Origin of the sequence: Vibrio sp. A1-b2 (assembly GCF_021726015.1) — a bacterium.
GTDB classification, from domain to species: Bacteria; Pseudomonadota; Gammaproteobacteria; order Enterobacterales; family Vibrionaceae; genus Vibrio; species Vibrio diazotrophicus.
In genome coordinates, this window is record NZ_JAKKCI010000006.1 from 80,141 (window position 1) to 94,454 (window position 14,314).

At 45.3% G+C, this 14,314-nt stretch carries 12 protein-coding genes; 8 read left to right on the top strand and 4 right to left on the bottom strand.

Translation table 11 applies throughout. The features are described from left to right. Nucleotides 1–105 precede the first annotated feature (105 nt). Nucleotides 106–2,517 carry a bifunctional aspartate kinase/homoserine dehydrogenase II gene (locus L3V23_RS14055; RefSeq protein WP_102987287.1) on the bottom strand — a complete coding sequence of 804 codons (2,412 nt, stop codon included), beginning with the start codon at nt 2,515–2,517 and terminating at the stop codon, nt 106–108. Then, nucleotides 2,517–3,683, bottom strand: a complete 1,167-nt coding sequence (locus L3V23_RS14060; RefSeq protein WP_237292433.1) for an O-succinylhomoserine (thiol)-lyase — start codon at nt 3,681–3,683, stop codon at nt 2,517–2,519. Before L3V23_RS14060 ends, L3V23_RS14055 begins: the two co-directional genes overlap by 1 nt. Nucleotides 3,684–3,973: 290 nt before the next feature. On the opposite strand from L3V23_RS14060, the gene metJ reads away from it, so the two are divergent. Next, the gene (gene metJ, locus L3V23_RS14065; RefSeq protein ID WP_042484962.1) at nt 3,974–4,291 is read left to right on the top strand and encodes a met regulon transcriptional regulator MetJ; all 318 of its coding nucleotides are present in this window, start codon (nt 3,974–3,976) and stop codon (nt 4,289–4,291) included. A 132-nt stretch (nt 4,292–4,423) separates the two neighbouring features. Here the strand turns inward: metJ and L3V23_RS14070 are convergent, their stop codons facing one another. Both L3V23_RS14070 and rpmE read right to left on the bottom strand, forming a co-directional pair. Next, entirely contained in the window at nt 4,424–5,701 is a 1,278-nt protein-coding gene (locus L3V23_RS14070) for a malic enzyme-like NAD(P)-binding protein (RefSeq protein ID WP_042484965.1), read from the bottom strand. A gap of 191 nt (nt 5,702–5,892) precedes the next feature. Continuing rightward, nucleotides 5,893–6,111 (bottom strand): 50S ribosomal protein L31, encoded by a 219-nt coding sequence (gene rpmE / locus L3V23_RS14075; RefSeq protein ID WP_042484967.1) that lies wholly within the window; start codon nt 6,109–6,111, stop codon nt 5,893–5,895. Nucleotides 6,112–6,357: 246 nt separating this feature from the next. Between rpmE and priA the strand changes: the two genes are divergently transcribed. From priA to rraA, 7 genes are all read left to right on the top strand, one after another. After that, entirely contained in the window at nt 6,358–8,559 is a 2,202-nt protein-coding gene (gene priA, locus L3V23_RS14080) for a primosomal protein N' (protein ID WP_237292435.1), read from the top strand. 310 nt (nt 8,560–8,869) lie between these two features. Further along, nucleotides 8,870–9,877, top strand: coding sequence for a DNA-binding transcriptional regulator CytR (gene cytR, locus L3V23_RS14085; protein ID WP_042484975.1), 1,008 nt, complete (start codon nt 8,870–8,872; stop codon nt 9,875–9,877). A 112-nt stretch (nt 9,878–9,989) separates the two neighbouring features. Continuing rightward, complete coding sequence (ftsN, locus tag L3V23_RS14090) at nt 9,990–10,532, top strand: cell division protein FtsN (protein ID WP_042484977.1); 543 nt, start codon at nt 9,990–9,992, stop codon at nt 10,530–10,532. A 168-nt stretch (nt 10,533–10,700) separates the two neighbouring features. Continuing rightward, complete coding sequence (gene hslV, locus L3V23_RS14095; protein ID WP_042484980.1) at nt 10,701–11,255, top strand: ATP-dependent protease subunit HslV; 555 nt, start codon at nt 10,701–10,703, stop codon at nt 11,253–11,255. Between the two features lie 31 nt (nt 11,256–11,286). Further along, nucleotides 11,287–12,618, top strand: coding sequence for an HslU--HslV peptidase ATPase subunit (hslU, locus tag L3V23_RS14100; protein ID WP_102966333.1), 1,332 nt, complete (start codon nt 11,287–11,289; stop codon nt 12,616–12,618). Nucleotides 12,619–12,759: 141 nt separating this feature from the next. Next, complete coding sequence (locus tag L3V23_RS14105) at nt 12,760–13,677, top strand: 1,4-dihydroxy-2-naphthoate polyprenyltransferase (RefSeq protein WP_102953951.1); 918 nt, start codon at nt 12,760–12,762, stop codon at nt 13,675–13,677. A gap of 75 nt (nt 13,678–13,752) precedes the next feature. Then, a complete protein-coding gene (gene rraA / locus L3V23_RS14110; RefSeq protein WP_102966332.1) occupies nt 13,753–14,280 on the top strand; it encodes a ribonuclease E activity regulator RraA in 528 nt (175 codons plus the stop codon). Nucleotides 14,281–14,314: the final 34 nt, after the last annotated feature.

Genomic DNA, 14,314 nt, shown 5'->3' on the forward strand with positions numbered 1-14,314 from the left:
TGATATTTCATATCAAAAGCCGACAACTTCGAGTGATATTCTGGCTTGAGATAGTTTGCTAGCTATAAACAATAAAACTCGCCAGTTACGGCGAGTTTTATAAAGTTATAAGAAGCTGGAAAGTAGGTTGAGGTCAGACTGAATTGCTCCAGCAGTCACTTCTCGACCTGCCCCAGGCCCGCGAATGACCAGTGGATTGTCTTTATACCATCGGCTTTCGATAGCGAAGATGTTGTCACAAGGCAATAAGTTCGCCAGTGGGTGATCTTTTTCCAGAGCTTCAACGCCGACGCTTGCTTTACCGTTTTTTTCCAGACGAGCAACATAGCGAAGCACTTTGTCCTGTTTTTGCGCTTTAGCCAGACGCTCAGCTAATCGTTCATTGAGTAACTGACTGTTGTCGAGGAAATCATCCAACGAGATATCGCGCAGTTCTTCTGGAACCAAAGACTCAACGCGAATGCTCTGAGGCTCAACGTCTAGACCGGATTCTCGGGCAAGGATAACCAGCTTACGCATGACGTCTGAACCGTCTAAGTCGTTACGTGGGTCCGGTTCAGTCAGTCCTTGCTGCCATGCGAGATCAACCAGCTCACTAAACGGAATTGAGCCATCGTATTGTTGAAACAGCCAAGACAAAGTGCCAGAGAAAATACCTGACAAGGCAGTAATGTCATCGCCACTCTCTCGTAAATCACGAACAGTGTGGTTAATAGGCAAACCAGCGCCTACCGTTGCGTTGTACAACCAGTGACGGCTGATCTTTGCAAAGGCATCTTTCACTTGGTTGTAGTATTCAGTCGATGCGGAGCCCGCTACCTTATTGGCGGAGATAAGGTGCATGCCTTGCTCTGCGATATCCAGATACTGGTTAGCCAGAACTTTACTTGCAGTCACATCCAGCACAATAGCATCGTCGTAGCCTTGCAGTTTGCCAACTTTGTACAGCCAGCTATTGTCCTCATTCGGGATCGCTTCATCGTGGTAACGATTCAGCACTGTCTCAGGGTCTATACCTTGTGGGTCAAACCAGTAAGTCTGACTGTCCACGACCGCGACCAGTTCAAAGTTCATTCCGCGACGCTTTTCGAGTTCTTCTTTCTGTTCTGCAAACAGCTTCAGCCAGCTAGAACCGATGTTGCCTTTCCCGCATAGAACAAGTGCTACGCGTTTCTGAGCTTGGAAAATCTGATTGTGTACACCGACGACGAGTTTCTCTACTGGCGCTTGGCGGAGTACCGCCACTAAGCTCAGTTCTGACTCGGCTTCGCAGATAAATTCAACGGGTGCATTTTTCAACTGTTGGTAGAAACCGTAACTGTGATTTGGATTTTTGGTGACGCCAGCACCGACAGCACCGACTAAGGTGTAGCCTTCTCTCAGTTTTATATCTGCAGCAGTCGCAATGTCTTGCAGGTATGACAAAGCACCTGACGCGATCTCTGCGGTATAAGCCAAACGGAGTTTGTGCTGGTCTGCTTGGGCTTCAAATGCGAGAGGTTCAAGTTGCTCGCGTTTTAGCTTCTCAAGTGTCTCATCGTAAATGCGGGCGAAATCATGTCCGTGACCGAATTCCAGTTCAATCAGCAGCACTTCATCCAATGAGGTGATGATTTTAGCACCACGGCCAGAGGCTAATACACGTTCAATTTTGGTTGAACCGGACTCTGGCTTATGGCTACAGCGCAGTTGAAGATCCATTGCACTTTGAGCTACGGGTTGTAATGTGCGGCTGTGTAACACAGGAGCGGCAAGGCGAGCCAGTTCATTCGCTTCATCTAAACGCAGCAGAGGCAGCAGACAAGCATTCGCTACGATGCGAGGGTCTGCGCTATAAACACCGGCAACGTCACTCCAAATTGTGACACGAGAAACATCGGCTAAAGCACCAATAACTGTTGCTGAGTAGTCAGAGCCATTACGTCCAAGCAGTACAGTATCGCCATTGTCATTCTGCGCCATAAAACCGGTAATCACGATACGATGATGTGCATGCTGCGCCAGTACTTTCTTAATAAGTGGATAAGAGCGTGAGCGATCCACTTCTGGTTGCGTACCTGCTTCTGCACGAAGAAATTCACGAGCGTCTTGAGAAACTGCAGGTAAGCTGTTTTGGTTGAGTAACGCCGCTAACAGACGAGCAGACCATACTTCACCGTGGCCGAGAACAGCGGCTTGCTCCGCTTTTGACAACGGAGCCGTCAGTTCGCCTAAGCGAATGAATTCGCCATTCACTTGCGTCAACAAGTTATCTGCGACTTCACCTTCCAGTAAGTCTTCAACCAATTTGCATTGAAACTGACGCAGTGATTGCAATGTTTCATGGGCCACACGGCCGTCTTTGTTCAATGCTTCTAAAAATGCAATCAAGCGGTTGGTTGTTTTGCCTGCCGCTGAAACAACCACTAAATCTTCAGGTTGTGAGTACTCTTTAAGAATGTTCGCTACGCGTAAATAACATTCAGGATCCGCTAAGCTGCTGCCACCAAATTTATGTAGTTGGCGTGAAACCGTCATTAAAACTTCTCCTTAGCTTTGGTAAAGGCCTGATCCAAATCAGCGATAAGATCAGAAGCATCTTCTAAGCCAATCGATAAACGCAATAACAGATGCGAAATACCTGCTTCAGCAAGAGCAGCTTCGCCCATAGCGCGATGAGTCATACTCGCTGGGTGACAAATTAAACTTTCCACACCACCAAGAGATTCAGCGAGTGAGAAGAGTTTTAACTCTCCCACAAAGAATTTTAGTTGATCGAAGCTACCTGCAAATTCAAAACTGAGCATTGAACCAAAACCAAGCTGCTGTTTCTTCGCAATCTCATGCCCTGGGTGCTCTGGCAGGCTAGGGTGGTATATGGTTTTAATCAATGATTGAGATTTCAAATAATCCAAAATTTGCAGAGAACTTTCTTCATGCACACGCATGCGTGCACCTAGGGTGCGAATACCACGCAGTGTCATATAGCTGTCAAACGGTGTTCCTGTAGCGCCAATACAGTTCCCCCACCAAGCAAGCTCTTCAGCATGAGCCTTGGTTTTACTGATCACGACACCACCAATCACATCTGAGTGACCATTGATAAATTTAGTCGTAGAGTGAATGACAAAATCAGCGCCCAGTGTCAGAGGCTGTTGGTATATAGGGGTTAAGAAAGTATTGTCTACCGCCACTAAAGCACCAACCGCTTTTGCTTGCTGGCAGATTTGTGCGATATCAACCACTCGCACTAGTGGGTTAGAAGGTGTTTCTAACAACACCAGTTTTGGTTTTTTCGCCAATGCTGCTGCAAGTGCTTGCTGATCCGATTGATCAACAAACTGAACTTTGAAGTCGCCTTTATTAGAACGGGTGTTGAATAAACGGTAAGTTCCGCCATAGCAATCATGAGGAGCGATAATTAAGTCGTTAGGACTAAGAAACGTTGACGCAAGCAGGTTTAAAGCTGAAGTGCCGCAGTTGGTCACCACTGCACCTTCACCGCTCTCTAATTCGTATAACGCTTTTTCTAGCAGACCTCTGTTAGGGTTGCCAGAGCGGGTATAGTCATATTGTGGAACTTCGCCAAACGCAGGAAAGCCGTAGTTAGTCGAGAGATAAATGGGTGGAACGACCGCGTGGTATTGAGTATCTGATTCGATTCCGGTACGAACTGCGATGGTAGCTGACTTACGTTTGGTCATGAGTGTTTCCTTTCCTAAGACTCTTAAATATACCCGTCCTATTTGAAGCTGCATTGTTGCTGACTCGCTTGTCACTTAACTGCAACTACAATTAGTTTGTGTATAGACATCCAAATTTACAGTAAGAATACATGTGTTCGTCTATATTGGGGAATTGCATCATACTTTACTTATCTTATTTAAAGACGTCAACACTTCTAGACGTCTATATGTCTTTGCTTATGGCGGTAAATCCCGCTAAAATCTAGCCTTTGGAATTATTACTCGAATTCGAACAATGAAGGTGCGCAATGGCAGACTGGAACGGTGAATATATTAGCCCCTATGCAGAGCATGGGAAGAAAAGTGAGCAGGTGAAAAAAATTACCGTATCAATTCCTCTTAAGGTGTTGAAAATACTCACAGATGAGCGTACTCGCCGCCAGATCAATAACCTGCGTCATGCGACCAACAGTGAGCTTTTATGTGAGGCGTTTTTGCACGCGTATACCGGTCAGCCGCTGCCAACGGATGAAGACCTGCGTAAAGACCGTCCGGATGATATTCCAGCTGAAGTGAAAGCGTTAATGACTGAAATGGGTATCGAATTCGAGGCTTACGACGACTAATTGTTGTCGATAATCTGTTTTTACGCCTAATTGTGCAGATAGATATAAAAAGCCCTGATACGAATCAGGGCTTTTTTGATGCAATGCATTAGCAAGTGGCATTAGCGAGTAATTAAACCACTAGGCTCAAAACTAGTTCGCCATGTAGTTTTCTGGCATCTCGATACGTGCAACACCAGAATCAATAGCCGCTTGAGCCACAGCTCTTGCCACACGAGGAAGCAAGCGTGGGTCCATTGGTTTAGGAATAATGTATTCTGTGCCAAAACTTAATGTATCAACACCAGCGGCTTTTAACACTTCTTCAGGTACAGGCTCTTTCGCTAACTCGCGAATGGCTGCAACTGCTGCCAGTTTCATTTCATCGTTGATCACTTTCGCGCGCACGTCTAACGCACCACGGAAAATAAATGGGAAACAAAGCACGTTGTTAACTTGGTTTGGATAGTCGCTTCGGCCTGTACCCATAATCAAATCGTCACGCACAGCATGGGCCAGTGCAGGTTTGATTTCTGGATCTGGGTTTGAACAAGCAAACACTACAGGTTTATCCGCCATCAATTTGAGTTCATCAGCCGTCAGTAGGTTAGGGCCAGAAACGCCTAAGAACAGATCTGCGCCTTTAATCACATCTTCAAGCGTGCGTTTGTCTGTGTTATTAGCAAATAACTGTTTGTATTCATTGATGTCATCACGACGAGTGTGAATGACACCTTTACGGTCAAGCATGTAGATCTTTTCACGCATAGCACCACATTTAATCAGCAGCTCCATACACGCGACGGCCGCTGCACCTGCGCCTAGACAAACAATAGTACATTCGTTGAGTTCTTTGCCTTGCAGTTCAATCGCGTTAAGCATACCTGCGGCCGTAACAATCGCAGTACCGTGTTGGTCATCGTGGAAAACGGGGACATCACAACGTTCAATCAGGCGACGTTCAATTTCAAAACAGTCAGGTGCTTTAATATCTTCTAGGTTGATACCGCCAAAGGTATCGGCAATGTTGGCTACGGTATCAACAAACTCATCGATAGTGCGGTGTTTTACTTGGATATCGATGGAATCTAGGTTTGCAAAACGTTTGAACAGCAAAGCTTTACCTTCCATAACAGGCTTTGAAGCCATCGGTCCAAGATTACCTAAACCAAGAATGGCGGTACCGTTAGAAATAACGGCGACGGTATTGCCTTTTGCTGTGTATTTATAAACGTTATCAACGTTCTGTGCGATTTCGCGAACAGGTTCTGCAACACCAGGGCTGTAGGCGAGTGCTAAGTCTTTTGCTGAATCTGCTGGTTTTGTGAGAGCGATGGCAATTTTGCCTGGAATTGGCAGAGCGTGGTAGTCGAGGGCTTGCTGACGAAAAGCTTCTTCCTCGTTGAGTTCATGGCGATCATTATTGGACATTTGGTGGAGCCTTATTGTTTTTGTTAAGGCCACTCATTCTAGAGTATGTCAATGGATCTTCATAGTTATGATAAGTGAGAAATATAGCTCCTAAGACCAGATTATTGAGTTCGACATGTGTCTGGTTGAAGAAAGCGAAAACTAAAAAGGACGCCGTAGCGTCCTTTTTTAAATCTTTGCGTAAAGTAAAATTACTTCTTGCTAGATAGAGCGCCGAAACGCTTGTTGAAGCGATCAACACGACCACCAGTATCAACGATACGTTGCTTACCAGAGTAGAATGGGTGGCATTTGTCACATACGTCTAGGTGCATTGAATCTTTACCTAGAGTAGATTTGAAAACGAAAGAGTTGCCACAAGAGCAAGTCGCGTTTACTTCTTTGTATTCTGGGTGGATACCAGTTTTCATGGGATAACCTCAAATTAGGCCGTGTCGCTATCCGAATCTGAGCCGGACACCACACGTAAATTAATAAATAATTGGTGACACTTGAAGAGCGTTCTTACAAGCGTCTCGTCAAGGCGCGATATATTAATGAATCCTGAGTTACTGATCAACCGCTTTCGCTGTTATTTTCACCACTTTAGTTGCTCGAATTTAATGGCGTCATCCAGTAGACTGTATTTTCTCTGATTTTTACCCTCTAAAGTAATTATGCGCCCAACGATAGCTCGTGTTGCACTACCTGTACCGTTAGACAAACAGTTTGATTATCTCATTCCAAGTCATCTGTTTCCGATTATTGGTGGGCGAGTATCTGTGCCTTTCGGCCGTCAAACATTGGTGGGGGTTGTAACGGAATTCGCGCAGGAGTCGGAGTTCTCAGCAGATCAGCTTAAATCGATCAAAGAAGTCTTAGATTCTCAACCGCTGTGGTCAGATACACTCTATTCACTCTTAAAGTGGTGTAGTCAGTTTTATCAGTTTCCTCTGGGCGACACTCTTGCTAATGCGATGCCGAGCGCGTTACGAAAAGGAAAGCCCGCAGATTTTGCCAGTAGTAAAGAGTGGCAGATAACCCCTAGCGGTCGAGATAAAATGATGCAAGGCTTTGGCCGAGCCTTCAAACAGGCTCAGGTGATGAATCTTCTTGCATCTGGTCCAGTATCTCACTCTTTACTGCTGGAAGAAGAAGTCAGTGCAACCACGCTTAAAACTTTGCAAGAGAAGGGGTGGATAGAGGTTAGTGAGCATAAGCCGCAATTCAAAGCCTGGCCTAAGCAGATTGAAGCGGATGTTGAAAAGCCGAAATTAAACCAAGAACAAGCTATCGCGATTGCTTCAGTTAATAGTTATAAAGGTTTTGGCTGCTATCTGTTGGAAGGGGTTACTGGTTCAGGTAAAACAGAGGTTTACCTCAATTTGATTAAACCTGTACTGGAACAAGGAAAACAGGCTCTAGTGCTTGTGCCGGAGATCGGTTTAACACCACAAACCATCAACCGCTTTAGAAAGCGTTTTAATGTGCCGGTTGAGGTGGTGCACTCAGGGCTTAATGATACTGAGCGTTTGAATGCGTGGTTATCGGCGCGGGATAAGGTCGCTGGGATTGTGATAGGTACACGCTCAGCGCTGTTAACGCCGTTCGCTTCACTTGGCATTATCATTGTTGATGAAGAGCATGACAGCTCGTATAAGCAGCAGGATAGCCTGCGTTACCATGCTCGCGATGTCGCAGTGATGCGTGCTAACCAAGAACAGATTCCGATTGTATTAGGCTCTGCAACGCCAGCGTTAGAAACATTACATAATGCGTTAACGGGTAAATATCATCATTTGCAACTGACTGAACGAGCAGGGGTGGCTGTACCCACTCGCAACCGTGTACTGGATGTAAAAGGTTTATATCTGGAAAGCGGCTTATCGGCTCCTTTGATTGCCGATATGCGTCGTCATTTGTCGGCGGGTAACCAAGTTCTGCTCTTTCTCAATCGTCGTGGTTTTTCACCCGCTTTGATGTGTCACGAATGTGGCTGGATTGCAGATTGTCAGCGTTGTGATGCTTATTACACCTTCCATCAGTACAGCAATGAAATGCGCTGTCACCATTGCGGCTCACAGCGACCCGTTGTGCATCAGTGTCAAAGTTGTGGTTCAACCCAGTTAGTAACCGTTGGAGTTGGTACGGAGCAGCTAGAAAAGCAACTGGCGGAGCTATTTCCTGATTACAAAACCATTCGCATTGACCGAGACAGTACTCGTCGCAAAGGTAGTTTAGAGTCGGCATTACAGTCGATACGTAAAGGCGAGTATAAGATTTTAATTGGCACTCAAATGCTGGCGAAAGGTCATCACTTTCCGGATGTGACTTTAGTGGCGTTGCTGGATGTGGACGGTTCTCTTTACAGCAGCGATTTTCGAGCGTCTGAGAGACTCGCTCAGTTATTTATTCAGGTAGCAGGACGAGCAGGACGAGCAAGTAAACCCGGTGAAGTGATATTGCAAACGCACCATCCTGAACACAGTCTTTTGCAGGATCTTCTGCAACGTGACTATCACCATTTCGCTTTGACTGCTTTGGCTGAGCGCAAACTGGCAATGCTACCTCCATACACGTATTTAACCTTGTTCCGAGCGGAAGCGAATCAATCGCAAATAGTGGAAGATTTCTTGCGTCAGGTGCGGCAAACGTTGGAAGCACATCCATTGTTTGATCAACACTGTATGGTGTTAGGGCCAACCCCCGCGCCTTTGGCCAAACGTGCAGGGAAATATCGCTGGCAACTTCTTTTGCAAACGGAAGCTCGATCGGTGATGCAAAAATTGTTGATGAGCGCTAAACCTGCTATTTCAATGCTGCCGTTGGCGAGCAAAGTTCGTTGGACTCTGGACATAGAGCCTCAAGATTTAAGCTAATTTCGGCAGTTTATAATGGCTTAAAATAGTGAGCTGAATATGCTGTACTATATAAAGATTCTCTAATGTGATAAAAATCACGCTTGTAGTGCAATATTTGTTAATTTGACCGTAACTTTCTGCTTAGAAATGAATAGACTAACGGTACAATTTCCTCAGTGAATCGTTTTCGTTTTGTGAAATGTATTTTTCTCACTGGAAGGCTAGGTGTGTATCCCACAACTTATACGCCATTAACATAATTACAAAAGGTGTTTTAAGCGTAGTTTGCTTAAGCATCACAAAGGAATAGAAAAGAGGGCTATTTAACATGGCGACAATGAAGGATGTTGCCCAGCTTGCTGGCGTATCGACCGCGACGGTGTCGCGGGCTCTGATGAATCCTGAGAAAGTATCGTCTTCGACTCGCAAACGCGTAGAAGAAGCGGTTTTAGAAGCTGGCTATTCACCGAATTCTTTGGCGAGAAATCTGCGTCGAAATGAGTCGAAAACGATCGTAGCGATTGTCCCGGATATTTGTGATCCTTATTTCACAGAAATTATTCGTGGTATTGAAGATGCGGCAATGGAGCACGGATATCTTGTTTTGCTGGGGGATAGTGGTCAGCAAAAGAAACGTGAAAGCTCATTTGTTAATCTAGTTTTCACCAAACAAGCGGACGGAATGCTGTTACTAGGTACAGATTTACCATTTGATGTGAGTAAGCCTGAACAGAAAAATCTTCCACCAATGGTGATGGCTTGTGAATTTGCTCCGGAACTGGAGTTACCAACGGTTCACATTGATAACCTAACCTCTGCATTTGAAGCTGTAAATTATTTGACTCAGCTTGGACATAAGCGAATTGCTCAAATCTCTGGTCCAGAAAGTGCGACACTTTGCCAATTCCGTCATCAAGGTTACCAACAAGCACTGCGTAGAGCGGGTATCACTATGAATCCGACTTATACAACTTATGGTGATTTCACTTTTGAGTCAGGGGTGAAGGCTGTACGTCAGTTACTTTCATTACCAGACGCTCCAACTGCCATCTTCTGTCACAACGATACTATGGCAATTGGTGCCATGCAGGAAGCAAAGCGTTTAGGTTTACGTATTCCTCGTGATCTTTCGGTTGTTGGATTTGATGACATTCAGTTCTCACAATACTGCGATCCACCGTTGACGACGATTTCTCAGCCTCGTTATGAAATTGGCCGACAAGCCATGTTAATGATGCTGGAGCTATTGCGTGGTCATGACGTGCAAGCAGGTTCTCGCCTATTAGAAACGCATTTGATTGTGCGTGAGAGTGCTGCACCTCCTCGTTCTCACTGAAATTAATAAGATGAATGGCAGTACGAAAGACAGTACTGCCCTGAATACTCTGTTAACTCGCTTTAAACTGCTTTAACATGTGGGCAGATTTTATAACTATTGAACTTTTCCAGTGGCTAATAAAGATTATGTAAGACGCGGTCGTAGTCAGAAAAAGCCGGCCCCTAAGAAAACAACATCTCGTCGTAAACCTTGGCGTAGTGGACTTATTGCAATCGTGTTAGTTGGACTTCTCGGTTACGGTTTATATACCTTAAGTAATGATCCTGAGCCGAAGAAACCAGTTGCGGTGAAAACTGAACCTAAGCCAAAACCAAAGAAAACGGAGACCATTCCACCACCTCCAACCGAGAAGTGGGATTATGTGGATACTCTGCCAAAACGCGAAATTGAAGTGATACCGAAAGAACAAGAAGTCTCAGACATTCCATATATCATGCAGTGCGGCGCATACAAGAATATGCAGCAAGCAGAATCACGGAAGCTGGATATCGCATTCCAGGGTATCAACAGTAAAATTCGTAAGAAAGAAGACAGCAGTTGGTTCCGAGTTGTATTAGGTCCTTACAAATTTAAGCGTGATGCTGAACGTGATAAACACAAACTGCAGCGAGCGAAAATCGAGCCTTGCGCAATCTGGAAAGAGCGGCAGTAAATTCTTTCACTGAAATTTGACCTGTAAAAATTTAGAAGACGCCCAGTCAGTTAGCGACAAAAGTTAACAATGTTCTGGGCGTTTTGCTTTCTCTCTCCCTTGATTTTTTTTCCTCTTATCCTCATATAACTTGCATCTCCATCGTGAAAATAATTAAGAGGCCCTCTCGTGACTACCATCGTATCTGTACGTCGTAACAATAAAGTTGTCATCGCAGGTGACGGGCAAGTATCGCTCGGCAATACAGTAATGAAAGGCAACGCGAAGAAAGTTCGTCGTTTGTACAACAACAAAGTATTAGCTGGTTTTGCAGGCGGTACAGCGGATGCATTTACGCTATTTGAACGCTTTGAAAGTAAGCTGCAAATGCACCAAGGTCATTTAACTAAAGCTGCGGTTGAGCTGGCAAAAGATTGGCGTAGCGACCGTGCATTACGTCGTTTAGAAGCCATTTTGGCGGTTGCCGATGAAACGGCATCTTTGATCATTACAGGTAACGGTGATGTGGTTCAGCCTGAGCATGATTTAATTGCCATTGGTTCAGGTGGTAATTACGCTCAAGCCGCTGCGATTGCACTGATTGAAAATACTGACTTAGACGCACGTTCAATTGCGGAAAAAGCGTTAAACATCGCTGGCGATATTTGTGTCTTCACCAACCATCACCACACCATCGAAGAGCTAGAAATCCCTCAAGAGCTCATCGCTAAAGACCAAGCATAAAACCGTGTGATTAGAATTAAAGGAATTCATTATGTCTGAAATGACTCCTCGTGAAATTGTTCATGAACTTAACCGCCATATCATCGGTCAAGATAAAGCTAAGCGCGCTGTAGCGATCGCTCTTCGTAACCGCTGGCGTCGTATGCAGCTTGAAGAGAGCTTGCGCGTAGAAGTAACACCAAAAAACATTTTAATGATTGGCCCTACGGGTGTAGGTAAAACAGAGATTGCTCGTCGTTTAGCGAAGCTGGCGAATGCCCCTTTCATTAAAGTAGAAGCCACTAAATTCACAGAAGTGGGTTACGTAGGTAAAGAAGTTGAAACGATTATCCGTGACCTGACGGATGTGGCGGTAAAACTGACTCATCAACAAGCCACCGAAAAAGTCAAATTCCGTGCTGAAGAGTTAGCTGAAGAACGCATCCTTGATGCTCTTCTTCCTCCTGCCCGTGATGCTTGGGGCAAGGCAGAGCAAAATGAAGAGAGTTCAAATACTCGTCAGGTATTCCGTAAGAAATTACGCGAAGGTAAGTTAGACGATAAAGAGATTGAGTTAGACGTTGCTGTACCGCAAATGGGCGTGGAAATCATGGCGCCTCCGGGTATGGAAGAGATGACTAACCAGCTACAGGGTATGTTCCAGAACTTAGCGGGTAACACTAAGAAGAAACGTAAACTGAAAATTAAAGATGCCTTTAAAGCGTTAACGGAAGAAGAAGCGTCGAAGCTGGTTAACCAAGACGAGTTGAAAGAGCAAGCGATCTACAGCGTTGAAAACAACGGTATCGTGTTTATTGATGAGATCGATAAGATCTGTAAACGCGGTGAAGTGTCTGGTCCAGATGTTTCTCGTGAAGGTGTTCAACGTGACTTACTGCCTCTTATCGAAGGTAGCACTGTGTCTACTAAGCACGGTATGGTGCGAACTGACCACATCCTGTTCATTGCTTCAGGTGCATTCCAAGTGGCCAAACCGTCAGATCTGATCCCAGAGTTGCAAGGTCGTCTGCCAATTCGTGTCGAACTTGAAGCGCTTTCGAGTGATGACTTCAAACGCATACTTACTGAGCCTAAAGCGTCATTGACCGAACAATACATTGCTCTGATGAAGACGGAAGATGTGGATGTTGAGTTTACCGAAGACGGTATTAAACAAATCGCTGAAGCTGCGTGGCAAGTGAATGAAACTACCGAGAACATCGGTGCCCGCCGTCTGCATACTGTGATGGAGCGCCTGATGGACGAAATCTCATTCGATGCAACGGATAAGTCGGGTTCATCGCTAACCATTGATTCGACTTACGTGAAGAGCAAACTCGGTGAGTTAGTTGCCGACGAAGACTTAAGTCGCTTCATCCTGTAAATCTCAAAAGCCCGCTGAAGTCGAAGCGGGCTTTTTTACATTTCGCCATTTCTCGTTCTGAGCCAAGGCTATTGAGCCCGCTGACACCGTATGCGCTTTGGGTATATACTGGCAACATTGTTTGAACTACTTAGCATAATCATGAATAACTCTCTGCAAATATGGTTTGATGCTGCGCGACCGAAAACACTTCCTCTCGCATTAGTATCGATTTTTACCGGAAGTGCTTTAGCTTTTTCTTCTGGACACTTCTCTTTGCCGATCGCTCTTCTGGCGCTGCTGACCGCGACTCTATTGCAGATTTTATCGAACTTAGCCAACGACTATGGTGATGCTGTTAAAGGGACTGATAACGAAAAACGTATCGGCCCGATGCGCGCAATACAGTCTGGTGCTGTGAGTTTGAGGGACATGAAGAAGGCGATCGCTATCAACGTATTGATGACAGTTGTAGCTGGGTTAATGCTGGTTTTTTATGCTCTGGATAGTCTGCAAAGCATTCTTGCGTTTATTGGTTTAGGCGTGTTGGCAATGTTGGCGGCGATTGCTTATACCGTAGGAAACAAACCTTATGGTTATCTGGGACTAGGCGATTTATCGGTTTTCCTGTTCTTCGGTTTATTGGGAGTGTCTGGGACATATTTTCTTCACACAGGCAATATAGACTGGAGTCTGTTTTTACCGTCACTCGGTTGTGGTTTGATGGCGGTTGCGGTGCTTAATGTCAACAATATGCGAGACATCGAAAATGATGCTGAATGTGGCAAACGCACGGTTCCTGTTCGTTTAGGGCAGATGAGAGCAAAGAAATATCACTTCCTGCTTTTATCCGGTGCGGTGATCGCTTTCGGCGCTTATCTCCTTATGCAAGGTAAGCCGCTGTGGATTAGCCTGCCGTTCTTACTCAGCCTGATTTTTGTGGCGAAACATGGACGAGATGTGTGGCAAAGTGAAAAGCCTGCACAGATCGCACCTATGCTACCTGTGATAGTAAAGTGTTCTTTGATTACTAACTTATTGTTTGTTGGCGTGGTTATCGCTCAAACTCTGACAAGTTAATTTGCGCTGTATCATTGCATTGGCTTCATCACCCGATATACTCGTTGGAAGACTTTTCGTAAAGAGAGCAAGGCTATGGAATACAACACCTCTGCACTATGTGATATCTACATCGATCAAGTTGATGTGGTAGAACCTATGTTTAGTAACTTTGGTGGTCGTGCATCGTTTGCAGGCCAAATCACAACAGTGAAGTGTTTTGAAGACAATGGGCTGATTCGTGAAACACTAGAGCAAGATGGTGTGGGACGCGTGCTGCTTATTGACGGTGGCGGTTCACTGCGTCGTGCTTTGATTGATGCTGAGTTAGCAGCGCTTGCGGAAGAAAATGAGTGGGAAGGTATCGTTGTTTACGGTTGTGTCCGCGAAGTGGACGAACTGGAAGACATGAGCATCGGTATTCAAGCTATGGCTGCAATTCCAGTAGGCGCAAACAACCAAGGTATTGGTGAAGTGGATGTGCCGGTGAATTTCGGCGGTGTAACTTTCCTGCCTGAAGACTACCTTTATGCCGACAATACTGGCGTAATCCTTTCTCAAGAGCCACTAAACGTCGATCTTGATACTGAAGAAGACGTTATTGAAGAAGATGATATTTTGTAATCTTCAACGATAAATAGATCAGAGCCGATGCCCA

Bases quoted from the DNA above. Each gene is read 5' to 3' on its own strand.
- L3V23_RS14070 (WP_042484965.1), bottom strand. From the start codon at position 5,701: ATGTCCAATAATGATCGCCATGAACTCAACGAGGAAGAAGCTTTTCGT.
- hslU (WP_102966333.1), top strand. From the start codon at position 11,287: ATGTCTGAAATGACTCCTCGTGAAATTGTTCATGAACTTAACCGCCAT.
- priA (WP_237292435.1), top strand. From the start codon at position 6,358: ATGCGCCCAACGATAGCTCGTGTTGCACTACCTGTACCGTTAGACAAA.
- rraA (WP_102966332.1), top strand. From the start codon at position 13,753: ATGGAATACAACACCTCTGCACTATGTGATATCTACATCGATCAAGTT.
- metJ (WP_042484962.1), top strand. From the start codon at position 3,974: ATGGCAGACTGGAACGGTGAATATATTAGCCCCTATGCAGAGCATGGG.
- L3V23_RS14105 (WP_102953951.1), top strand. From the start codon at position 12,760: ATGAATAACTCTCTGCAAATATGGTTTGATGCTGCGCGACCGAAAACA.
- rpmE (WP_042484967.1), bottom strand. From the start codon at position 6,111: ATGAAAACTGGTATCCACCCAGAATACAAAGAAGTAAACGCGACTTGC.
- L3V23_RS14060 (WP_237292433.1), bottom strand. From the start codon at position 3,683: ATGACCAAACGTAAGTCAGCTACCATCGCAGTTCGTACCGGAATCGAA.
- cytR (WP_042484975.1), top strand. From the start codon at position 8,870: ATGGCGACAATGAAGGATGTTGCCCAGCTTGCTGGCGTATCGACCGCG.
- L3V23_RS14055 (WP_102987287.1), bottom strand. From the start codon at position 2,517: ATGACGGTTTCACGCCAACTACATAAATTTGGTGGCAGCAGCTTAGCG.